General features: G+C 69.2%; 18 protein-coding genes. 15 read left to right on the forward strand and 3 right to left on the reverse strand.

What is annotated here, in order from left to right:
• Positions 1-45 precede the first annotated feature (45 nt).
• Genes BMZ45_RS22050 through BMZ45_RS19315 form a run of 4 tightly spaced genes read left to right on the forward strand, consistent with a single transcriptional unit; the run spans position 46 to position 9,730 of the window.
• The gene (locus tag BMZ45_RS22050; RefSeq protein WP_139215590.1) at positions 46-6,579 is read left to right on the forward strand and encodes an Hpt domain-containing protein; all 6,534 of its coding nucleotides are present in this window, start codon (positions 46-48) and stop codon (positions 6,577-6,579) included.
• Positions 6,572-8,128, forward strand: a complete 1,557-nt coding sequence (locus BMZ45_RS19305) for a chemotaxis protein CheB (RefSeq protein WP_091638143.1) — start codon at positions 6,572-6,574, stop codon at positions 8,126-8,128. The genes BMZ45_RS22050 and BMZ45_RS19305 overlap by 8 nt, the downstream gene beginning before the upstream one ends.
• Positions 8,129-8,139: 11 nt before the next feature.
• Positions 8,140-8,622: a chemotaxis protein CheW gene (locus BMZ45_RS19310; protein WP_091638144.1), complete on the forward strand. Its 483-nt coding sequence runs from the start codon at positions 8,140-8,142 to the stop codon at positions 8,620-8,622.
• A gap of 19 nt (positions 8,623-8,641) precedes the next feature.
• Positions 8,642-9,730: an acyltransferase family protein gene (locus BMZ45_RS19315; RefSeq protein WP_256374563.1), complete on the forward strand. Its 1,089-nt coding sequence runs from the start codon at positions 8,642-8,644 to the stop codon at positions 9,728-9,730.
• Between the two features lie 115 nt (positions 9,731-9,845).
• On the opposite strand, the gene BMZ45_RS19320 is transcribed toward BMZ45_RS19315, so the two are convergent.
• Positions 9,846-10,583 (reverse strand): 16S rRNA (uracil(1498)-N(3))-methyltransferase, encoded by a 738-nt coding sequence (locus BMZ45_RS19320; protein ID WP_091638145.1) that lies wholly within the window; start codon positions 10,581-10,583, stop codon positions 9,846-9,848.
• Positions 10,580-11,974: an adenosylmethionine--8-amino-7-oxononanoate transaminase gene (bioA, locus tag BMZ45_RS19325; RefSeq protein WP_091638247.1), complete on the reverse strand. Its 1,395-nt coding sequence runs from the start codon at positions 11,972-11,974 to the stop codon at positions 10,580-10,582. Before bioA ends, BMZ45_RS19320 begins: the two co-directional genes overlap by 4 nt.
• Before the next feature lie 80 nt (positions 11,975-12,054).
• On the opposite strand from bioA, the gene nudE reads away from it, so the two are divergent.
• The 9 genes from nudE (at position 12,055) to BMZ45_RS19370 (ending at position 19,140) form a co-directional block, all read left to right on the forward strand.
• Complete coding sequence (nudE, locus tag BMZ45_RS19330; protein ID WP_091638146.1) at positions 12,055-12,618, forward strand: ADP compounds hydrolase NudE; 564 nt, start codon at positions 12,055-12,057, stop codon at positions 12,616-12,618.
• Positions 12,615-13,448 (forward strand): 3'(2'),5'-bisphosphate nucleotidase CysQ, encoded by an 834-nt coding sequence (gene cysQ / locus BMZ45_RS19335; RefSeq protein WP_091638147.1) that lies wholly within the window; start codon positions 12,615-12,617, stop codon positions 13,446-13,448. The genes nudE and cysQ overlap by 4 nt, the downstream gene beginning before the upstream one ends.
• On the forward strand, positions 13,441-14,289 hold the full coding sequence (mazG, locus tag BMZ45_RS19340; RefSeq protein ID WP_091638148.1) for a nucleoside triphosphate pyrophosphohydrolase: 849 nt from the start codon (positions 13,441-13,443) through the stop codon (positions 14,287-14,289). Before cysQ ends, mazG begins: the two co-directional genes overlap by 8 nt.
• A 444-nt stretch (positions 14,290-14,733) precedes the next feature.
• A complete protein-coding gene (locus BMZ45_RS21435) occupies positions 14,734-15,528 on the forward strand; it encodes a hypothetical protein (protein ID WP_139215591.1) in 795 nt (264 codons plus the stop codon).
• A 22-nt stretch (positions 15,529-15,550) separates the two neighbouring features.
• Entirely contained in the window at positions 15,551-16,393 is an 843-nt protein-coding gene (locus tag BMZ45_RS19350; protein ID WP_139215592.1) for a 2-dehydro-3-deoxygalactonokinase, read from the forward strand.
• Positions 16,390-17,214, forward strand: coding sequence for a Fic family protein (locus tag BMZ45_RS19355; RefSeq protein WP_091638151.1), 825 nt, complete (start codon positions 16,390-16,392; stop codon positions 17,212-17,214). Before BMZ45_RS19350 ends, BMZ45_RS19355 begins: the two co-directional genes overlap by 4 nt.
• A gap of 170 nt (positions 17,215-17,384) precedes the next feature.
• The gene (locus BMZ45_RS19360) at positions 17,385-18,026 is read left to right on the forward strand and encodes a hypothetical protein (protein ID WP_139215593.1); all 642 of its coding nucleotides are present in this window, start codon (positions 17,385-17,387) and stop codon (positions 18,024-18,026) included.
• A gap of 71 nt (positions 18,027-18,097) precedes the next feature.
• Entirely contained in the window at positions 18,098-18,802 is a 705-nt protein-coding gene (locus tag BMZ45_RS19365; RefSeq protein ID WP_091638153.1) for a hypothetical protein, read from the forward strand.
• Between the two features lie 32 nt (positions 18,803-18,834).
• A complete protein-coding gene (locus BMZ45_RS19370; RefSeq protein WP_091638248.1) occupies positions 18,835-19,140 on the forward strand; it encodes a DUF962 domain-containing protein in 306 nt (101 codons plus the stop codon).
• Positions 19,141-19,155: 15 nt separating this feature from the next.
• Here the strand turns inward: BMZ45_RS19370 and BMZ45_RS19375 are convergent, their stop codons facing one another.
• The gene (locus BMZ45_RS19375) at positions 19,156-19,497 is read right to left on the reverse strand and encodes a DMT family protein (protein ID WP_091638154.1); all 342 of its coding nucleotides are present in this window, start codon (positions 19,495-19,497) and stop codon (positions 19,156-19,158) included.
• A gap of 106 nt (positions 19,498-19,603) precedes the next feature.
• Between BMZ45_RS19375 and BMZ45_RS19380 the strand changes: the two genes are divergently transcribed.
• Together BMZ45_RS19380 and BMZ45_RS19385 are read left to right on the forward strand one after the other, a co-directional pair.
• Positions 19,604-20,314: a response regulator transcription factor gene (locus BMZ45_RS19380; protein WP_055900565.1), complete on the forward strand. Its 711-nt coding sequence runs from the start codon at positions 19,604-19,606 to the stop codon at positions 20,312-20,314.
• 10 nt (positions 20,315-20,324) lie between these two features.
• Positions 20,325-21,602 carry a sensor histidine kinase gene (locus BMZ45_RS19385; protein ID WP_091638155.1) on the forward strand — a complete coding sequence of 426 codons (1,278 nt, stop codon included), beginning with the start codon at positions 20,325-20,327 and terminating at the stop codon, positions 21,600-21,602.
• Positions 21,603-21,899 lie beyond the last annotated feature (297 nt).

Here is a 21,899-nt window from a genome sequence, read left to right on the forward strand (position 1 = left end):
GGACCGGCGAACACGCCGAGGCCTCGCTGACGGGCGGGGGGCGGCATGACCGCACTGCGAGAAGCGATCGATACCACCACGCTGGGCTGGATCAAGCCGGAGCTGGACGAGACCCTGCGCCAGGCGCGTCAGGAGATCGAGGCCTACGCCGAAGATCCCACCGACACCAGTCGCATGCGCTTCTGCGCCAGCCATCTGCATCAGGTGCACGGCACCCTGCGCATGGTCGAGCTGTACGCGCCGGCCATGGTGGCCGAGGAAATGGAGCGCCTGGCGCTGGCGCTGCAGCAGGGCCAGGTCGGCGACCGCGACGAAGCCTGCGCGGCGCTGATGCGCGGCGTGGTGCTGCTGCCCGACTACCTGGAACGCCTGCAGGGCGGCCACCGCGACATTCCGATCGTGCTGCTGCCGTTGCTCAACGAGCTGCGCGCCTCGCGCGGCGAGGCGGGCCTCAACGAAAGCGTGCTGTTCGCGCCCGATCTCGACCGTCCGCTGCCGGCGCACCTCGCGCCGCCGCCGCCGAGCTCGGCCGCGCGCGGCAGCACCAATATGCATCTGTCCGCGCTGCGCGATGCGCTGGCGGCGTGGCCGGAAGACGGCGCTCCGGCCGATCCCAGCAAGCTCGCCCAGGCGGTCGACGGCCTGCTCGCCGACGTCGTGCTGGAGCCGGTGCGGCGCATGCTGTGGGTGGCCTCCTCGGTCGCCGGCGCGCTGCGCGACGGCGCCCTGCCGCCCACGCGCGCGCTGCGCCAGGCCTTCGGCGGCGTCGAGCGCGAAGCCCGGCAGATGCTCGCCGACGACGGTTTCTCCAGCCCGCGCGGCGAACCCGCGGCCGAGCCGACCCGTCAGCTGCTCTATCACGTCGCCCACAGCGACGGCCGCCATCCGGCCCTGGACGATCTGCGTCAGACCTTCGAGCTCGCCTCGCACCTGCCCAGCGAGTCGGAACTCGAGCACGCGCGCGGCAGCCTCAGCGGCCGCAACCGCGCGCTGCTGGACACCGTGTCGGCGGCGATCAAGGAAGACCTGCTGCGGGTCAAGGACGCCCTCGACCTGCACCTGCGCACCAATCAGACCGAGGCCGGCGAACTGCGTCCGCAGATCGAGGCCTTGGCACGCGTCAGCGATACCCTGGGCATGATGGGGCTGGGCGTGGCCCGCACCGTGGTGCTGCAGCAACGCGACGCCATGATCGAAATCGTCGAGGGCAAGCGCCCGGCCGACGAGGGCGCTCTGCTCGATGTCGCCGGCGCCTTGTTGTACGTCGACGCCTCGCTGGACGACCAGGTCTCGCGCCTGGGCCTGCCGGAAGAGAAGGCCGACGAAGACCTGCTGGCCGGCGAATCGCGCAAGGTGTTGGACGTGGTCGTGCGCGAAGCCATCGCCAACTTCGGCGACGCGCGCCAATCCTTCGTCGCCTTCGTCGAGACCAATTGGGATCACGCCGAGCTGGTCGAAGTGCCGCGCGTGCTGGACGAAGTGGCCGGCGCGCTGCGCATGCTGGAACTGCCGCTGCCGGCCGACTACCTGACCGGCGTCAAGCGTTACACCGAAGTCGAGCTGATCGGCCGCCACCGCGTGCCCAACGGTCAGCAGCTGGACACCCTGGCCGACGCGCTGGCCAGCCTGGAGTACTACCTCGAGGCGCTGCGCGAGCAGCGTCCGAACCGCGACGACATCCTCGACATCGCGCGCCAGAGCCTGGAAGCCCTGCGTTACTGGCCGCTGCCGGAAGTCGTGCGCGCGCCCGATCCGGCCGCCGTTTCCGCCGCCACGCCTAGCGCCGGCCGCATCGAACTGCCGGAAGCGGCCGAAATCGACGCCATGGTCGCCGGCCGCGCGCATCTGGACTACGTCGCGCCCGAAGCGCTGGCGCCGGTACCGGCCGCAGCGCCGGTCGAACCCGCGCCCGCGCCTGCGGTCGCCGAGGCCCCGCGTCAGTCCGCCGCCACCGGCGGTTTCGCCCACAGCGACGACATCGACGACGAGATCCGCGACATCTTCCTGGAAGAGTTCAAGGAAGAGATCGGCAACCTCGACGACTTGCTGCCGGCCTGGCGCGAGTCGCCGGACGATCTGGAGCGCCTGTACCCGATCCGTCGCGTCTTCCACACCCTCAAGGGCAGCGGCCGCCTGGTCGGCGCCAAGACCCTGGGCGAGTTCAGCTGGAAGATCGAAAGCCTGCTCAACCGCGTGCGCGACCACGGCCGTGCGGTCAGCCCCGAGCTGATCGATCTGGTCGGCCACGCCCATCGCGCGCTGCCGCAGCTGTACTCGGCGCTGCGCAACGAAGGCCCGATCACCGCCGATCTGGCCGGTATCGAGGCCCACGCCGACCTGCTCGCCACCGGCGAGGAAGCCTTCTACCGGCCGATGCATCTGGTCGCGCCGGCCGCGCCCGCGGTCGAAGCGCCGGTCGAGCCGGTGCTGGAAACCGTCGTCGAAGACGCGCCGGCTCCGGTCGAGGTCGAAAGCGAAAGTTTCGTGCTGGATGTCGAGCCCGAAGCGCTGGAGCTGGAGGCCGAGCCCGAGGCGCCCGCCGCCATCGAGAGCGTCGGCGCCGACAGCGTGCCGGCCTCGGTCGACGCGGTGCTGCTGGAAATCCTCGACACCGAAGTCACCGGCCACCTGGTCACGATCCAGCGCTGGCTCGCCGCCGCGCAGGCCGCGCCGTCGCCGGCCGACGACGGTCTGCAGCGCGCGATCCACACCCTCAACGGTGCGTTCGCGATGACCGAGGTTCCGGTCATCACCGACGTGATCGCGCCCACCGAGGTCTACGTCAAGCGCCTGTTGGCCGCGGGCGGTCCGGCCAGCGACGAGGGCGTCGCCGCCATCGGCGCGGTCGCCGTCGCGATCGAACGCACCCTGGCCAGCCTCAAGTCCGAGCCGCAGAGCGTACCGGTGTTCCCGGGCCTGGCCGAGCGCATGATCGCGCTGCGCGACAGCCTGCCGGATGCGCGTTCCAGCCTGCAGGTCGAAGAGCCGCATCTGGAAACGGTGGAATCGGCCGAATCGCCGTTCGCCGACACCAGCCTGGACAGCGAACTCACCGCGCTGGACCTGAGCGAGTTCGGCCAGCTCGACGACGAAGCCGTGCCGGCGGGTCTGGTCCGCGGTCACAGCGCCGCCGATCTGGATGCGCCGGAGTCCGAAACCTCCGCCGCCGGCGAATTCGTCGGCGTGATCGCGGGCGCCATCGCCGCGGCGATTCCGAGCGACGACGCCCTGTCGTCCGCGGCGGACGCCGAGCGTGCCGCCGCCGAAGCCGAACGCCTGGCCGCGGAGCGTGCCGAGGCCGAGCGCCTGGAAGCCGAACGCGTCGCCGCCGAACAGGCGGACGCCGAGCGGCTGGCCGCCGAGCGGGCCGAGGCCGAACGCCTCGAAGCCGAGCGCGTGGCCGCCGAGCAGGCGGAAGCCGAGCGCATCGCCGCCGAACAAACCCAGGCCGAACGCGTCGAAGCCGAACGCCTGGCTGCCGAGCAGGCCGAAGCCGAGCGTCTCGAAGCCGAACGTCTGGCCGCCGAGCAGGCCGAAGCCGAACGCGCCGAAGCCGAACGTCTGGCTGCCGAGCAGGCCGAGGCCGAGCGTCTCGAAGCCGAACGTCTGGCCGCCGAACAGGCCGAAGCCGAGCGCCTCGAAGCCGAACGTCTGGCCGCCGAGCAGGCCGAAGCCGAGCGCCTCGAAGCGGAGCGCCTGGCCGCCGAGCAGGCCGAAGCCGAGCGCCTCGAAGCGGAGCGTGTGGCCGCCGAGCAGGCCGAAGCCGAGCGCCTCGAAGCCGAACGTCTGGCCGCCGAGCAGGCCGAAGCCGAGCGTCTCGCAGCCGAACGTCTGGCCGCCGAACAGGCCGAAGCCGAACGTCTGGCCGAAGACGAGCGCGAGTACGCGCGTCTGGAAGCCGAATACGCCGAAGCCGAGCGCGTCGCCCGCGAGCAGCAGGCCGCCGCCGAAGCCGCGATCGCCGCGGCGCTGGCGCCGCCCGCCGACGCCCTGGCGCCGTTGCCGGCTGCGAACGACGAGACCGAATCGGTCGAAACCGAGTCGCTCGAAGCCCAACCGCTCGACGCACAGCGCGACGACGAACTCGAGGAAATCGAGTACTTCAACGACGATCCGGTCGAAGACGGCCACGTCGTCGCCGAGCCGGTCGCGGTCGAAACGGTGGAAGTCGCCGAGCCCGCGCCGCTGCCGGAAACGCTCAAGCGCATCGTCGAAGCCAACCCCGATCCGGACGAAGCCTTGGATCTGGCCGAGCTCGATCCCGAGCTGGTCGACATCTTCGTCGAGGAAGGCGGCGACCTGCTCGACCATTCCGACGGCCTGCTCGCGCAGCTGCGCGAGGCGCCGAACGAGCGCGAGCCGCTGGTCGGCCTGCAGCGCGATCTGCACACCCTCAAGGGCGGCGCGCGCATGGCCGGCATCATGGCCGTGGGCGAACTCGGCCACGCCATGGAGTCGTTGCTGGAGGCCGTGGTCGATCAGCGCAGCGAACTCGGCCGCGACGGCGTGCCCTTGCTGGAGCGCGGTTTCGACCGCCTGCACGCGATGGTCACCCGGGTCGGCACGCGTCGCGCGATCGCCATGCCCGAGGCGCTGATCGCCGAATTCGACGCCCGTGCGCGCGGCGAGATCTACACCGCGCCCACCGTCACCGACGACGGCACCATCATCCCGGCCAGCGCGCCCAAGGTCGAACTCAAGCCGCTGTCGGCGCCGATGGTCGAGGTCGCCGTCGGCGACGACGACGACATCGGCGTTCGCGCGCCGCAGGAGCAGGTGCGTATCCGCGCCGACCTGCTCGACCGTCTGGTCAACTACGCCGGCGAAGTCGCGATCTACCGCGCCCGCCTGGAACAGCAGCTGGGCGCGTTCCGCGGCGCGATCGCGGAAATGGCGCAGACCAACACGCGTATGCGCGACCAGCTGCGCCGCCTGGAAATCGAAACCGAAGCCCAGATCATCGCGCGCTACCAGCGCGAGGGCGACGCCAGCGACCAGTCCTTCGATCCGCTCGAGCTCGACCGCTTCTCCAACCTGCAGCAGCTCTCGCGAGCGCTGTCGGAGTCCGCGGCCGACCAAGGCAGCTTGCAGACCACGCTGGACGACCTCACGCGCCAGTACGAAACCCTGCTGCTGCAACAGTCGCGAGTCAGCTCGGATCTGCAGGAAGGCCTCATGCGCACGCGCATGGTGCCGTTCGACGCGCTGCTGCCGCGCCTGCGCCGCGTCGTGCGTCAGGCCTCGGGCGAACTGGGCAAGCAGGTCCAGCTCAAGCTGGAAGGCACCCAGGGCGAACTCGATCGCAACGTGCTCGAGCGCATGACCGCGCCGCTGGAACACATGCTCCGCAACGCCGTCGCGCACGGTCTGGAAGCGCCCGCGCAACGCAAGAAGGCCGGCAAGCCCGAAGAAGGCACGGTCCGCATCGCGGTGCGCCGCGAAGGTTCCGAAGTCGTGCTGGAAGTGGCCGACGACGGCGCCGGCCTGGACCGCGCCGCGATCCGTCGCCGCGGCGAAGAGCGCGGCCTGGTCCGCAGCGAAGCGGTGCTGGCCGACAGCGACCTCGACGCGCTGATCCTGGAACCCGGCTTCTCCACCGCCGACGAGGTCAGCCGCCTGGCCGGCCGTGGCGTCGGCATGGACGTGGTCGCCAGCGAAGTGCGTCAGCTCGGTGGCACGCTCGACATCCAATCGCGTCCTGGCAAGGGCGTCACCTTCCTCCTGCGCCTGCCGCAGACGCTCGCGGTCACCCAGGCGGTGTTCGTGCGCATCGGCGACACGACCTTCGCGGTGCCGATCGCCTCGGTGCGCGGCGTCGGCCGGATCGCGCGCGAGGGCCTGGAAGCCGAAGGCGCCAACTACCGTTACGGCGGCGAAGACTACGCCGTGCACGACCTGGGCCTGCTGTTGGGCCATGCCCCGGCCAAGGCCGAAGGCCAGTTGCAGATGCCGCTGCTGCTGATCCGCTCCGGCGATCTGCGCGCCGCGGTCACCGTCGACCAGGTGGTCGGCAACCGCGAAATCGTGGTCAAGCCGGTCGGTCCGCAGGTCGCCTCGGTGCCGGGCATCTTCGGCGGCACCATCATGGGCGACGGCCGCGTGGTCGTGATCCTGGACGTCGCGCCGCTGGTGCGTCGCCACGCCCTGCTGCCGCGCGACTACGTGCCGGCGCCGGTGGTGCCGGTCGAAACCCGCCGCGTGCCGCTGGTGATGGTGGTCGACGACTCGGTCACCATGCGCAAGGTCACCGGCCGCGTGCTGGAGCGTCACAACTTCGAGGTGCTGACCGCGAAGGACGGCCTGGATGCGCTGGAGCGCATGACCGACGTGGTGCCGGACCTGATGCTGCTGGACATCGAAATGCCGCGCATGGACGGTTACGAGCTGGCCACGCAGATGAAGTCCGACGCGCGCCTGCGCGACGTGCCCATCGTCATGATCACCTCGCGTACCGGCGACAAGCATCGTCAGCGCGCGTTCGAGATCGGCGTGGAACGCTACCTGGGCAAGCCTTACCAGGAGCCGGAACTGATGCGCAACGTGTTCGAACTGCTGGGAATCGCGCGACACCATGAGTGATTCGAGCAGACGCGTTGTACTGCTGGCGCGCGAAGGCGCGGCCCGCGACCGCCTGCGTGGCGCCTTGAACGACGCCGGCGCGCAGTTGGTGCTGGAAGCCGATCCGACCCGGCTGCTGCCGGCCGAGCTCAGCGCGGCCTCGCCGGACGTGGTCGTGGTGGCGCTGGACCAGGTCACCGAGGACGCGCTGGACCGTTTCGAAAGCGTGCTGGTGGACCCCTCGATCGAAGTGCTGTTCGAGGAAGCCGAGCTCGCCGCCGCCCGCGAAGGCTGGGACGCGGCGCGCTGGGTGCGCCACCTCAGCGCCAAGCTGCACCACCACAACGATGTGCTGCCGCCGGGCCGCGAGCCGGAGCCGGAGCAGGCGCTGTTCGCGCCCGAGGCCGACCGTCCCTACGTGCCGCCGGTGCGCGAAGAGGCCTATACGGCTTTCGATCCGGTCGCGGTCGAGATCCCCAGCGGCGGGCTGTCCTTCGTCGCGCCCGATCACGTCGCCGAGTTGCCGCCGGAACCGCCGGCGGAGATTCAGGCCGAGCTGGCTCCGATCGAGATCGAGGGCGCGCTCGACGATGCGCCGATCGCGCTCAAGCCGTTCGAGTCGACCTTCGACATCGATGCCGACCCGGCCGCCGCCGCCGTACCGGAAGCGCCGGTGGAACTGGCGCCGTTCGAGTCCAGCTTCGATTTCGAGGCCGAGCCCGCGCGCGAGCCCGCCGCGCCGGCGGCCATGCCGAGCGCGCCCGCCGAAGCGCCGGTGGTGATGTACTCGACCCAGTTCGAATTCGTGTCCGAGCGCGTGCCGCCGCCGCTGCCGCCGCAGGACGAGCCCGCCGCCGAGGCGCCCGCGCCCGCGGCCGAAGTAGCCGTGCCGGTGGCGCCGGAGTGGGGCTTCGACGATGAGGCGCCGGCGCTGCGCGCCGTTGCCGAGCCGCGCGCGCGCGACAACGCCGACGGCAACCTGCATCGCGATCTCGACGCGATCGAACAACGCATTTCCTCGCTGGAACTGGTCGACGACCGCCCGACCCAGACCGTCGGCGGCGCCGTGCTGGTGCTGGCCGGCATCGGCGGCCCGGATGCGGTGCGCCAGTTGCTGGGCGCGATGCCCGAAGATTTCCCGCGTCCGCTGCTGGTGCAGCAGCGCCTGGACGGCGGCCGCTACGACAAGCTGGTCGCGCAGATGCAGCGTGCGACCTCGGTACTGGTCAAGCTGGCCGAGCCGGGCTCGCGCGCGATCGCCGGCGTGATCTACATCCTGCCCGCGGGCGTCGGCATCAACGTCGGCGACTCCGGCATCCAGTTCAACGGCGACGGCACCGACGTGCTGGCGGCGCTGCCGCCCGCCGACAGCGCGGTGCTGATGCTCAGCGGCAGCGATCCGGCCCTGGTCGACGCGGCCATGAATCATGCCTGGGCCGGCGCGCTGGTCGCCGGGCAGGCGCCCGACGGCTGCTTCGACGCGGCCGCGCCCAACGCGCTGATCGCGCGCGGTGGGGAAGCGGGTCAACCGGCCGAACTGGCCGCGCGCCTGGCCGCGCGCTGGTCCTGAGGAAGCGAACGATGTCCGAACAGAACACCACCGCACCTAGCGACATCCGAGGCGTGCTGATCCAGGTCAAGGGCGCGCGTCTGTTGCTGCCCAACGCCACCATCGCCGAGGTGCTGTCGTACGCGCCGCCGGAGCCGATCGCCGATGCGCCGCACTGGCTGCTCGGCCGCCTGCGTTGGCGCGGCTGGCAGTTGCCGCTGATCGCCTTCGCCGAAATGGCCGGCTTCGCCCAGGAAGACGCCCAGCTCGGCAGCAAGGTCGTGGTGCTGAAGGCGCTGGGCGGCGATCCGCGCGCGCCGTATTTCGCGATGCTGACCCAGGGCTTCCCGCGCCTGGTCACGGTGTCGCAGGACGGCCTGCTGCTGGACAGCAACCAGGAAGGCATCCCGCAGGGCGTGCATGCGCGCGTGGTCTTGAACGAGGACGTGGCCTTCGTGCCCGACCTGATGGCGGTCGAAGCCTTGATCGGCAGCGCGCTCGCGCAGGCCGCCTGAGTCCGACCCCCAGCGCGGCGTGGGCGCCTCCGCGACCTCCGCTGCAGCGCCGCGCTACGCCTCGGTCGATGCGCTGCGCGGTCTGACCGTGGCGGCGATGCTGCTGGTCAACAATCCCGGCGACTGGAACCACGTCTACGCGCCGCTGTTGCATGCGCATTGGCACGGCTGCACGCCCACCGACCTGATCTTCCCGATGTTCCTGTTCATCGTCGGCGTGTCGATCGCGCTGGCGCTGAATCCGCGCGTGGAACGCGGCGACGCCAGGCCCGCGCTCGCGCGCGGGGTGTTCGCGCGCGCCGCGCGCATCTTCGGCCTGGGCCTGCTGCTGCACGTGTGCGCGTGGTGGGCCTTCGATCTGGAGCATTACCGCGTGATGGGCGTGTTGCAGCGCATCGGCCTGTGCTTCGGTGCGGCCGGCCTGTGCGCGCTGTGGTTGCCGGCACGCGCGCAATGGGCGCTGCTGGCCGCGTTGCTGCTCGGCTACGGCTTGCTGTTGGCGGCGGGCGGCAGCTACGAGCCTTACGCGAACATCGCCAGCCGCTTCGACAGCCAATTGCTCGGCGTCCACGTCTACCAACTGGAACCGGGCAGCGGCCGCGGCCACGATCCCGAAGGCCTGCTCAGCACCCTGGGCGCCTTGGCCACGGCCCTGCTCGGACTGCGCGCGGGCGACTGGCTGCGCCGGGGGCGTGTGCCCGCGCTGTGGATCGCCGGCGCGGTGTGCATGGCGCTGGGCTACGCGCTGTCGTACGCGCAACCGTTCAACAAGAATCTGTGGACGCCCAGCTACGTGTTGTGGACCGGCGGCATCGCCTGCTGGATCCTCGCCGTGTTCCATCGCGCGATCGACCAGCGTGGCTGGCCGCCGCTGGGGCGCGCTTTCGGCGTCAATGCGATCGCGGCCTATGCCGGCTCGGCTTTTCTGCTCTATGCGCTGGCCGCGGCCGGCTGGCTGGAACCTCTGTACCGCCATGCGTTCGCGGACTGGATGACGCCGCGCTTCGGCCCGACCTTGCCGTCGCTGGCCTACGCGCTCGTATTCGTCGCCCTGTGGTGGGTCGTGGTGCGGGCGCTGGATACGCGTCGGATCTACTTCAAGATCTAGCCGCCGTGGCGGCGCGCGATGCGGTTCGCCTATGGCTCACCACATCCTACGTCCCCGACGAACCGTGCACCTCGTAGGATGCGGTGAGCGCAGCGAACCGCATCGCACGCCATCTTCAAGCCAGATCGCCGAAACGCGCCTGCAAGGCCGCGATCGCGGCCAGGCCGGCGGTTTCGGTGCGCAGGATGCGCGGGCCCAGGCGCAGCCCCAGGAAGCCGGCCGCGCGCAGTTGCTCGCGATCCAGCGGCGACCAGCCGCCCTCGGGGCCGATCGCGAGGTGGACCGCGGCGTCCGCGTCCACGCTCAGGGTCGAGAACGCGAGCTCGCCTTCCGGGTCCAGGATCAGGCGCAGCCCGCCGGCCGGCAGCGCCGCCAGCGTCGCGCTCAGCGACAGCGGCGCGGCGACCTCGGGCACGTGCGCGCGGCCGCTCTGCTCGCAGGCCGAGGCCACCACGCTGCGCCAATGCGCGAGCCGCTTCTCGGCGCGCGCCTCGTCCAGCTTGACCTCGCTGCGCTGCGACCACAGCGGACGCACTTCGGCCACGCCCAGTTCGGTCGCCTTCTGCAGGATCAGGTCCATCTTCTCGCCGCGCGCGATGCCTTGCAGCAGCACCAGGCGCAACGGCGATTCGCGCTCCACCATCGTCGCCGCATCGATCGCGACGCGCAGCTCGCGCTTGCCCAGGGCGACGATGCGCGCGGAATAGTCGTGGCCGTCGCCGTTGAACAGCACACAGGCATCGCCCACGCCCAGACGCAGCACCCGCGCCAGATGGGTGGCCGGGCCTTCGGGCAGGGCGATCTCGGCGCCGGCGCGCAGCGCTTGATCGACGTGCACGCGGGTCAGCCTCATACGCCGGCCTCCGCGACCGCGTGGTCGATGGCCTCGCGCGTGGTGCGCGCGAGCAGCGTCAGCGCCTCGTCGTCGATGCAGTAGGGCGGCATCCAGTACAGCACGTCGCCGAGCGGGCGCAGCAGCACGCCGCGCTCCAGCGCCGCGCGGTAGGCGCGCAGGCCGATCCGCGCCGAGGCCTCGAACGGCGTGCGCTTGTCGCCGCCTTGGGTGAGCTCGAAGGCGACGATCATGCCGGCCTGGCGCACGTCGGCGACGTGCGCATGCGCGGCCAGCGGCGCGGCCAGTTCGGCCATGCGCGCGGCGGTCGCCCGGTTGCGCGCCAGGATGTCGTCGCTGGCGAAGATGGCCTGCGCGGCCAGCGCCGCGGCGCAGGCCAGCGGGTTGCCGGTGTAGCTGTGCGAATGCAGGAAGGCGCGCTCGCGCGAGTCGTCGAGGAAGCCGTCGTAGATGGCCTGGGTGGCCAGCACCGCGGCCAGCGGCAGCGCGCCGCCGGTCAGGCCCTTGGACAGGCACAGCAGGTCGGGCGCGATGCCGGCCTGCTCGCACGCGAACATCGTGCCGGTGCGGCCGAAGCCGACCGCGATCTCGTCGGCGATCAGGAACACGCCGAACTCGTCGCACAGCGCGCGCGCGTGGCGCAGGTAGGAGGCGTCGTGCATGCGCATGCCGCCGGCGCACTGTACGCGCGGTTCCAGGATCAGCGCGCAGACTTCGCCGGCATGGTGTTCGAGCAGGGCGCGCAGGCCGTCGGCCGCATGCCGGGCGCGTTGCGCGGGCGTCTCGCCGGGCTCGCACAGGTAGGCGTCGGGCGAGGGCGCGAACAGGGCCTCGGCCAGCAGCGGCGCATACACGCGCCGGTACAGCGGAATGTCGCCGACCGCGAGCGCGCCCAGGGTCTCGCCGTGGTAGCCGTTGTCCAGGGCGATGAACTTGGTGCGTCCGGGCTCGCCGCGGTTGCGGAACCAGTGGAAGGCCATCTTCAGCGCGACCTCGACCCCGGCCGAGCCGTTGTCGGCGTAGAACACCTTGGCCAGCGGTGCGCGACCCGGCTCGCGCGGGGCGATCCGCAGCAGGCCCTCGGCCAGTTCCACCGCCGGGGCGTGCGAGACGCCGGCCAGGATCACGTGCTCCAGGGTGCGCGCCTGGGTCGCGATGGCCTCGGCGATGCGCGGCTCGGCGTGGCCGAACAGGTTGGTCCACCAGCTCGAGATCGCGTCCAGGTAGCGGCTACCGTCGCGTCCGATCAGCCATGGCCCCTGGCCGCCGGCGATCGGCAGCAGCGGCAGCGTGTCGGGGTGTTCGCGCATCTGGGTGCACGGGTGCCAGAGCACGGCGAGGTCGCGTTTGCGCCAGGCGTCGGCCTCGGAGACGCCGCCCTCTGCTAGCATCGCGGCATGCTGATTCGTATCTTGCATCCCGCCATTATCCCGCCTTTTGCCCCGCGTACACGCACCGCAGGAGTGCGTTCGTGAGCCGGCGCCTGCCCATCATCCACGGGGTCACCGAGCACGACGCCGGGCCCTACAAGCTGGAGCGGCTGGACCTGGAGTTTTCCAACGGCGAGCGCCGCCGCTACGAGCGCCTGCTCGGGCGCGGCCACGGCGCGGTGGTGGTGGTGCCGATGATCGACGCCGAGACCGTGCTGCTGGTGCGCGAATACGCCGCCGGCGTGCACCGCTACGAGCTGGGCCTGGTCAAGGGCCGGATCGACGAGGGCGAGACCGCGCTGGAGGCCGCCGACCGCGAGCTCAAGGAGGAGGCGGGCTACGGCGCCCATTCCCTGACCCTGCTGCGTTCGCTGTCGCTGGCGCCGACCTACATGAGCCATCAGGCGCAGTTGGTGGTGGCGCGCGATCTGTACCCGCAGCGCCTGCCCGGCGACGAACCCGAAGAGCTCGAAGTCGTGCCCTGGAAACTCGACCGCCTGCACGAGCTGATCCTGTGCGAGGACTTCTCCGAGGGCCGCAGCATCGCCGCCTTGTTCATCGCGCGCGAATGGTTGCGCACCCAGGTAGAGCATCCCCCCGCATGACCGATACCGCACCCGATTACGTGGACCAGGCCCTGGTCGAAGGCGCGATCGCGATCGCGCGCGACGCGGCCGCCGCGATCCTGACGATCTACGAGCAGGACTTCGACGTCGAGCACAAGGCCGACGCCTCGCCGCTGACCGCGGCCGACCTGGCCGCCCACCATTGCATCGTAGACGGCCTGGCCCGGCTCACCCCCGATATCCCGGTGCTGTCGGAGGAATCCGCGCACGAGGTCTCGTTCGAGCAGCGCCGGCAGTGGCGGCGGCTGTGGCTGGTCGATCCGCTCGACGGCACCCGCGAGTTCGTCAAGCGCAACGGCGAGTTCACCGTCAACCTGGCCCTGATCGACGATGGCGTGCCGGTGTTCGGCGTGGTCCAGGCCCCGGTCGGCGGCGCGCTCTGGTACGGCGTGCGCGGCGGCCGCGCGTTCCGCCGCGATGGCGAGCGCGAACAGGTTTTGCAGGTGCGCATCCCGGCCACGGCGCCGCTGCGCGTGGCCGCCAGCCGTTCGCACCGCGACGCGCGCACCGAAGCCTTCATGAGCCGACTGTCGGCGTTGGCCGGCGGCCAGGTAGAACCGATCGGGCTGGGCTCCTCGCTCAAGTTCTGCCGCATCGCCGAGGGCGGCATGGACATCTATCCGCGCTTCGGCCCGACCAGCGAATGGGACACGGCCGCCGGCCAATGCGTGCTCGAAGCCGCGGGCGGGCAGGTGCTGGATCCGCAGGGGCGGCCGTTCCGCTACAACCAGCGCGCGCGCATCCTCAACGGCGACTTCATCGCCCTCGGCGATCCCTCGCTGCCCTGGCGGGACTGCCTGGATGGCTGAGGGCGCGCCGCTGCCGGACGGTATCGCCGGCCTGATCGCGATCATGGCGCGTCTGCGCGACCCGGTCGGCGGCTGCCCCTGGGACGTGGAGCAGACCTTCGCCACCATCGCGCCCTACACGGTGGAAGAGGCTTACGAAGTCGCCGATGCGATCGACCGCGAGGACCTGCCGGCGCTGAAGGACGAACTCGGCGACCTGCTGCTGCAGGTGGTGTTCCACGCGCGCATGGCCGAGGAGCAGGGCGCGTTCGCGTTCGCCGACGTGGTCGCCGCGATCAGCGACAAGATGGTGCGCCGCCACCCGCACGTGTTCGCCGGCGCCAGCGTCGAGGACGCCGAGGCCCAGACCGTGGCCTGGGAAGAACAGAAGCGCCGCGAACGCGAGGCGGCCGGCGAAGCCGACACCTCGGCGCTCGCGGGCATCGCGCGCGGCCTGCCGGAATGGCAGCGCGCGGTGAAACTGCAAAAGCGCGCCGCCTCGGTCGGCTTCGACTGGCCGAACGTGACCCCGGTGATCGCCAAGCTGCACGAGGAAATCGAGGAAGTGCGCGCCGAGTTCGACGCCGTCGCCGCCGCGCCCGACGACGCGGCCGCGCGCGACCGCCTCGAAGACGAGATCGGCGATCTGCTGTTCGTCGCCGCGAATCTGGCCCGGCACGGCAAGGTCGACGTGGGCGCCGCGCTGCGGCGTGCGAATCTGAAGTTCGAGCGGCGGTTTCGGGCCATGGAGCAGCTGGCCGAGCAAGACGGTTCGCGTCTGGCCTCTCACACGCTGGTCGAGCAAGATGCCTACTGGGAACGCGCCAAGCGCCTGCTGCAGGGCGACGAACCGGGCATCTGATCGAACCAGAGTGTGCCCGCAATGCGGCGCGCACGAAGCTGTCGCGCACTTCGACATCGATTTCGCGCAACACGCGCAGCGACATTCGTTTCGCCGCTCACCCATACCGTTTCGACGCAGCGATGCGATGCCGCGAAACGCTCGTGTCGGTGTGGGATTTCGTCTTATCGATAATTGCCACCGGCTGGTCGCATTAGTCCATCGCGACGTCCGTGGCGGCGATGCGCGGATGCTTTACTCGACTGCAAGCGTGGTGAAAGCCGTTCTCCGATGGAGCGCCGCTCACGCGAGCCGATGAGGTCGCAGTTGGGGAGTCGAACGGGAATGGCCTGCGTGCCGGTCGCGCAGCGGGCAGCTGCGCGAAAAAAAAGGCGCTATTCCAGTCCGTCTCGAACGACATATGCGAATGGACACACGACCGTCATCGTTCGACGAAGCACTGACATGGAGTGGGATATGGATCGTTCTAGGGCACTGAAACTCGTGATTTCCGCACTGCTGGGCTTGGGCGGCGTTGCGGCCGCCGCCGCGGTCACCGCGCAAAGCTATTGCACCATGGGCGGTTGCACCGTCTATGGAGCTCCGTATCCAGGAGGTAATTGGGGCATAGGCGCTCCAGGTGGCGGTTCTTCAGGCGCCGGCGGTTGGGGTGGCGGTTCCAGCCAGCAATCTGGCATCCCGACCGGCCAAGGCTGCGAGGCATGGCAGATATGGGGGCCTGGCGGCTGTTACGACAGCAACCAGCAAATGTGCGAGGCGCTGAGGCAGGACGTACCGGAAGGCTGCAATGTGAACGCGCCGCCGCCGGTGACGATGAATGGTTGTGGCAGCGCCGGCACGGCGGGGTTGGTGCCCGATCACCTGCTCGCTCCGCACTACGTGGTCTACGGGCCTTCCACCGGAACCGTCGATCACACCGCGCTCGTGGTTGCGCCGTTTGGCGCTGTGTTCACCTCGGCCTGCAATGCGCACGATGCTTGCTACGGGCATTGGGGAGCCGACAAGGCGACCTGCGACAATTCTCTGCGCAACGATATGGTCAACGGCGCCAACAGCCTGATTCCGAGCAGCGAACTGCCGCGGTACAGCACTTACATTCAGCAGCAAGCCAATTGGTACAGCCAGGGATTGCAGAACCCGATCGTGGAATCGTTCGCCTCCAATGCCGCATATCAAAGTGCGCAGAAGCAGGGGCAGTGCCGGGCCTACCGGAATTTGATCGATCAGTACTGCAATTGATGGGCGTTCGGGATCATTGGCGATGAGCATCGGTCGGCGCAGGGTAGCGGCCCTGATGATTGTCCTTGCTGGCATAGCGCTGTTCGTGCTGGTATCAGGCGGACGGCGCGATAGCGGCCTGCATAGGCCCACAACGGATTCACGCGTGGGAGATTCAGAGCGCTCTCAACTGGGCGAGTATCCGCAGGCCTCGAGGAATACGAGGCCTGCGGCGGACGTCACTCAAGCGAAAGAGTTGTCGATCGCGGTATTAAAGCGCATCGATACACGCACGATCGCACTTTCGATGGAGGAAGCGGCCTGGTTGGATCGGCACCATTACCCTACGGTCCAGGAGTTGGCCGGATTGTCCGAGCTCTCGGTCGACGACCTGTTACGGGGCATGCGAGACGATCGCGACCCTAAGGCTGCGGTGCTGCTGGGCCTGCGAAAAGCCAAGGACGGAGACGACAGTGGCGCCCTGGCCGCGCTCTCTGTAAGCACCAGCCGCGGTTCGCTCTACGGTCGAGAACAGTTGGCGATCGCAGTGGTCGAGCGCACCGCCGGACGCGCGGGTACCCTAAGTGCAGACCAGCGCGCCTCGATCATTTCCGGCCTGGAGGTCGCGGAAATGCTGGGCGACCACCGCGCAGCGCCGTTGATCAATCGATACGCGATCGGTCTGGATCGCCAGGCTTACGCAGACGCGATTCAACTGCAGAAAACGGAGTATCTGCGCCAGGCCAAGGCCGAGGCCGAGTCGCTGGGATATCCCGAACCGAAGCAGGACCTGCGCCCCAATGCGGCTTTGTGGAAGCAGATTGACGAAGCGCCGGCGAGCGCTAGGATGATCCGCATCTACCCGCGGCGACCCAGCCATCAATGAGGCTTCCCTTCACCGCGTCGCGTGAATGGATGGGGGGCGTGTTTCGAACTGCCGGCAGGTACTCGATCCACGCGCCGACGGTGGTGCCGGCGCCATTGGCAAGGCGCGCGTTCGAACTACTGCTCCCGATCTGCCATCACGAAGGCCTGAGTTCGGGCGAGCATTTCCGCGCCGAAGTCGAGTTGGTGATGAACAATAGCGATGCCGGCCTGCCTAGGTTGTTGGCGTCCGCGTTTCCGGCCGCCGACCGCAAGCGCTTCCTGCGCGGCTGTCGCCGAGTAAGCCGTGAGGCTCTCGAGTTCCGGACAGGACACATGCTGATTCATAGCGACAACGCGCTCAGCGTCGATTTCATCCCGCCGGCTCCGAGCCAGGTCGTCAAGCTCCTTGAAGAGTTGTTGGGACAAAGTGCGACTGGCTTGGCTGGGGCAACGCATTCGCGCCCTGGCGTCGCGCTGGCGACATATTTCGCCTTGTTAACGCTGCATCCTCTTGCGGACGGCAATGGTCGCTCGGCGCGCTACTACTTTGCAGCTTGCGTGGCTGCGCTGCCGGAAGCCCCCGCTTTGCTGCTAGCACTGGCTCTGATGCACAGCCGGCGCAGCGCGGGATTCCATCTGGTGGCCAAGTTGGCTCGACTGGGCGACAGCGAGCCATTTTTGGATCTGTTCCAAGCCAGCGTGGATGCGGTCGAGCGGACGTTCTCCGCCGAACTGTCCTCCCTTGCCGAGGGAATTGCCGACGAAGCTCAGGCGCGCGAGGCCCTGATTCAGTCGTTGACGGCAGTGCAGGTGCGGCTGCGCGCCTACCTGTTCCATTGATCCCGGGTCGCCAGAGCAGGGCAGGCGACCGGAGTCGGTGCAGCGCAGTATGATCGGCAACAGTCGCACGCTGCACGTCCGGCGGTTCCGCGCCATGGAGCAGCTCACGGCCGGGTCGCTTGACGCGCAGGACCATTATTGGAATCGGGCCAAGGCCGGAGAGCGTTGACGTGGGTATGGGGAATTCGGGATGGCTGGCAGTCTGCGCTGCGCTGACTTTGGCTGCGTTCTGGCCGCAAGGCGCGCGCGCGGCCGACGATCCGAACATGGGCTACCTGGTCCAGCAGGCGTTCGCCGACAACTGCAAGCAGACGCTGCCGGCGCTTTCCAAACTCATCGACAGCTCGCTGGCGGCGTCGCAGTCGCGCCTGCCGCAGGAAAGGCTGGCGGCCGCGCGCGAGTACGCGCGCAGCGCGGCGGGGAAGCGGGCCGCGCAGGCCGTCGGCATCGCGATCACCGCGGCCAGCAACGACAATAAGCTGATTGCGTCGTACGAGTGCAGCAAGAAGATCAACGAATGGGGCCAGCCCGCGTATCCGCAGGTGTCGGGTTCGCAGATCGGCCCCGACGCAAGCAGGTCCCTGGTTTCGTCCATCGCGCCGCTGGCGCTGGCGCGTCTGGATTGCCAGGTCTTGGACAGTGTCGCGGCGAAGGAGATCGCCATGCCGATGGCGGTCGACGCAGGCAAGTCGGTACCGGCGGAACAGTGGACCTTCTCAGGCTGCGGACGTACGCACTCGGTGAGCATCGACCGACGCGAGGGCCGTTACGGGCTCGCGGCACAGGACAGATTCGATTTGGCAGGCATGTAGGCGGCTTCATGAACCGGTACGCCGGTTCGCGCGAGCGCTAGCCGTGCCGCCTCAAACCGTCTGGGGGGCGAATGTCGACTTACAACATCTGGATGGTGGGTCTGCTGGTCTTGCTGTCGTCGGCCATCGCTCCGGCGACGGCGCAGGAGTCGGGCGATTTCGAGATAGTCCAAGCGCGTCAGGGCGAACAGCTGTTGGCGTTTGTGGGGCGCAAGCAATCGGTGCGCGACATCAGCGAGGAAGTGCGCAGAAAAAACGGAGACGCGCTGCTGTTCGACGCCTTCTTTCGCGCCAAGTACCGCGTGGAACAGGTCGTGTACGGCGAGTACGCCGGTGACTCGATCGAGTTCACTGCTGCGGACCACTACGGACGCCCCAGATTCGCGCAGTTCGAGCACGTGATGCTGTTCGTGTCAGCGGCCGACGACGGTGCCTATTACCACGAGAAGTACCAGTTCTACCCGGTGTTCCGCACGCGCTCCGGCGCTTGGGCGGCATGCGCGCCCATCGACGAGTACGATGCCGAGGAGCGCGAAAGCGTGATCGGGCCGCATCCGATCGATTTCGGTCCGGACGCGTACTTTCCTCTAGGCGAATTGAGTCTGGCGGAGGCCGCGCAGCTGCTTCCGGCGCCGCAGTTCCGGATCGAGGGACGCAAGGCCTATTGCGTGCAAGGCAACACGGCCGAAGAATTGCTCAAGATCAAACAACGTACAGTGCTGAAGGCGCGCGGATTGTTCGTCGAAGATCAGGCTCCGGCCGACGCCGCGCAATGAGTCACCCACCCGCATTGCTGCAGGAGGCGGCCATGGCCAGCCGATTCGCCAATTTCCGCGAGTTCTACCCCTTCTACCTCAGCGAACACAGCAACCGCACCAGTCGGCGTCTGCACTTCATCGGCAGCTGCGGGGTGCTGGTGTTGCTGGCGCTGGCCGTGATCCAGGGCCGCCCCTGGCTGCTGCTGGGGGCGCTGCTGTGCGGCTACGGCTTCGCCTGGGTCGGGCACTTCTTCTTCGAGAAGAACCGCCCGGCCACCTTCAAACACCCGCTGTATTCCTTCGTCGGCGACTGGGTGATGTTCAAGGACATCCTGACCGGCAAGATCCGGTTCTGAGGCCGGCGCCCGGCCTCAGTCCAGAAAGATCAGCCAGGCCGCGACCACGATCAGGCCGAAGCCGGCCCAATGGTTCCATTTCAGCGGCTGGTCCAGGTACCAGGCCGAGAAGCCGGCGAACACCAGCAGGGTGATGACCTCCTGCATGCCCTTGAGCTGCGGGGCCGAGTAGACCGCGCTGCCGATGCGGTTGGCCGGCACCATCAGGCAGTACTCGAAGAAGGCGATGCCCCAGCTGACCAGGATGGCGGCGGTCAGCGGTGCGGATTTGTACTTGAGGTGGCCGTACCAGGCGAAGGTCATGAACAGGTTGGAGCCCAGCAGCAGCAGGATCGGGTACAGGCGGTCGGCGAGCATGGGTGCGGTTCGCGGAGGAAAGCGGCCAGCTTAACGCCCCGCCTTCACGGGGCGTCCACCCCGGCCACGGCAGTCTTCACAAAACTGAAGGAATATGGAGAGCTGCATGCAGGGCACTAGAGACGGGGGCTTGGTCCTGATCGTGGAGGACAACCGCAACATCTCCGAGATGGTGGGCGAATACCTGGAAGGGCGTGGTTTCGAGGTCGACTACGCCGCCGACGGCCTGGACGGCTACCGTCTCGCGGCCGAGAACAGCTACGACGTGGTCGTGCTGGACTTGATGCTGCCGCGTCTGGACGGCATCGAAGTGTGCAAACGGCTGCGCGAGGAAGCGCGCAAGTCGACGCCGGTGCTGATGCTGACCGCGCGCGACACCCTGGACGAAAAGCTGACCGGCCTCAGCGCCGGCGCCGACGACTACCTGACCAAGCCCTTCGCGATCCAGGAACTCGAAGCGCGCCTGCGCGCCCTGATCCGTCGCGAACGCCGCCAGGTCGGCGGCGAGGTGCTCAAGGTCGCCGATCTGGTGCTGGACCCGGCCAGCCTGCGCGTGACCCGCGGCGGCAGCGAACTGCAGCTGTCGCCGATCGGGCTGCGCCTGCTGACCATCCTGATGCGCGAATCGCCGCGCGTGGTGAGCCGCCAGGAAATCGAGCGCGAGATCTGGGGCAACGGCCTGCCGGACTCCGACACCCTGCGCAGCCACCTTTACAACCTGCGCAAGACCATCGACAAGCCGTTCGGCAAGCAGCTGCTGCACACCGTGCAGAGCGCCGGCTACCGGGTCGCGGACATTTCGCAACCGCCGGATTGAGCCTGCCGCCATGCCGCAGGGGTTGCCGCGCAAGATCAAGCTTGCCTTCATCGCGCAAGCTTTGATCGGCAGCATCGTCATCACGCTGGGCATAGGCCTGGCGGGATTGGCGGTGCGCAATCTGGTGCTGGAACAGCGCATGCAGCGCGAGGCCGATGCGTTCTGGGCCGGGCATGCGCGCGATCCGCAGCATCCGCTGCCGATCACCTCGACCACGGCCGGCTACTTCATTCCCGCCGGCGCCAGCGACGAGGTGTTGCCGCCGGCCGCGCGCGGCACCAGCCGGCAGGGTCTGAACGAACTGCCCGACGACGACCGCGTGATGCTGGTCGACAGCCGCGCCGAGGGCACCTTCTACCTGTTGTATTCGTCGGAATTGATCGACGAGGCGATCGCGTTCACCGGTCTGGCCTCGCTGCTGCTGTCGCTGTTGACCATGTACTTCATTTCCTGGCTGACCTACCGCAACACCAAGCGCCTGGTCACGCCGGTCAACCGCCTGGCCGCGGCGGTCGCGCACTGGGACCCGCGCGACCCGCGCGCGGTCGCGGCCTCGCTGGAGGACCTGCCCGGCGAGATCGGCAGCGAGGTGCGCCAGCTGTCCAGCGCCTTGCGCGGGTTGGCCCAGCGCGTCGGCGATTTCGTCCAGCGCGAACGCGACTTCACCCGCGACGCCAGCCACGAGCTGCGCACCCCGCTGACCGTGATCCGGGTCGCCACCGACCTGATGCTGGCCGACCCGGAAACGCCGGTGCGCGCGCAGCGTTCGCTGGCGCGCGTGCAGCGCGCCGGGCGCGACATGGAGGCGGTGATCGATGCCTTCCTGATCCTCGCGCGCGAGGCCGAGATCGCGCCGCAGAGCGAGGAATTCCCGGTCCGCGAGATCGTCGATCACGAGGTCGAGCGGGTGCGGCCGATGCTGACCGGCAAGGACGTCGAGCTCAGCGTGGTCGACGACGGCGCGCCGCGCCTGCTGGCGCCGCCGCACGTGCTCAGCGTGATGGTCGGCAACCTGCTCAGCAACGCGGTGCGTTTCACCGACGCCGGCCGCATCGACGTGCACCTGGCGCGCGACCGCATCGAGATCCGCGATACCGGCATCGGCATGTCCGCCGAGACCCTCAACCGCGCCTTCGACCCGTTCTACCGCGCCGATTTTTCCGGCGTGGACGGCAAGGGCATGGGGCTGTCGATCGTGCGCCGCCTGGGCGACCGTTTCGGCTGGCCGGTGCAGTTGAGCAGCGTGCCGGGGCAGGGCACCTTGGCGGTGATCCGCTTCAGTCACTGAGGCGCAGCGGCGGCCATGCCGGGTCTGGCGGCGCGATGGGAGATTCGCGAATGCCGGCCGCGCCGCCGGATCGGCCCGTAGCCAGTCGCGCCGGGCAGGCGCTCGGATTCGCGAGGTCGGATCGGGATTTGGGGGGCGCGCGACGGTTCGCGCCCCGCCCGCATCTTCATGGCGGCGTATCGGGCGCACCGGGCTTGCCGCTAAGCTGAGTGCGCCGTGAAGCGGCCCCGCCCGGGAACGAAACCGTCTCCCGGCCTGTCAACCGAAAGCGGCCGCGCGCGTTGCCGGCTCCATACC

It is taken from the genome of Lysobacter sp. cf310, assembly GCF_900114355.1.
In the GTDB taxonomy this organism is placed as follows: Bacteria; Pseudomonadota; Gammaproteobacteria; order Xanthomonadales; family Xanthomonadaceae; genus Lysobacter.

Coding starts and splice junctions, on each gene's coding strand:
- BMZ45_RS19355 (WP_091638151.1), top strand. CDS start 16,390: ATGAGGCTTCCCTTCACCGCGTCGCGTGAATGGATGGGGGGCGTGTTT.
- bioA (WP_091638247.1), bottom strand. CDS start 11,974: ATGCTAGCAGAGGGCGGCGTCTCCGAGGCCGACGCCTGGCGCAAACGC.
- BMZ45_RS21435 (WP_139215591.1), top strand. CDS start 14,734: ATGGAGTGGGATATGGATCGTTCTAGGGCACTGAAACTCGTGATTTCC.
- BMZ45_RS19385 (WP_091638155.1), top strand. CDS start 20,325: ATGCCGCAGGGGTTGCCGCGCAAGATCAAGCTTGCCTTCATCGCGCAA.
- BMZ45_RS19375 (WP_091638154.1), bottom strand. CDS start 19,497: ATGCTCGCCGACCGCCTGTACCCGATCCTGCTGCTGCTGGGCTCCAAC.
- BMZ45_RS19370 (WP_091638248.1), top strand. CDS start 18,835: ATGGCCAGCCGATTCGCCAATTTCCGCGAGTTCTACCCCTTCTACCTC.
- mazG (WP_091638148.1), top strand. CDS start 13,441: ATGGCTGAGGGCGCGCCGCTGCCGGACGGTATCGCCGGCCTGATCGCG.
- BMZ45_RS22050 (WP_139215590.1), top strand. CDS start 46: ATGACCGCACTGCGAGAAGCGATCGATACCACCACGCTGGGCTGGATC.
- BMZ45_RS19350 (WP_139215592.1), top strand. CDS start 15,551: ATGAGCATCGGTCGGCGCAGGGTAGCGGCCCTGATGATTGTCCTTGCT.
- BMZ45_RS19310 (WP_091638144.1), top strand. CDS start 8,140: ATGTCCGAACAGAACACCACCGCACCTAGCGACATCCGAGGCGTGCTG.
- BMZ45_RS19320 (WP_091638145.1), bottom strand. CDS start 10,583: ATGAGGCTGACCCGCGTGCACGTCGATCAAGCGCTGCGCGCCGGCGCC.
- BMZ45_RS19365 (WP_091638153.1), top strand. CDS start 18,098: ATGTCGACTTACAACATCTGGATGGTGGGTCTGCTGGTCTTGCTGTCG.
- BMZ45_RS19305 (WP_091638143.1), top strand. CDS start 6,572: ATGAGTGATTCGAGCAGACGCGTTGTACTGCTGGCGCGCGAAGGCGCG.
- BMZ45_RS19380 (WP_055900565.1), top strand. CDS start 19,604: ATGCAGGGCACTAGAGACGGGGGCTTGGTCCTGATCGTGGAGGACAAC.
- cysQ (WP_091638147.1), top strand. CDS start 12,615: ATGACCGATACCGCACCCGATTACGTGGACCAGGCCCTGGTCGAAGGC.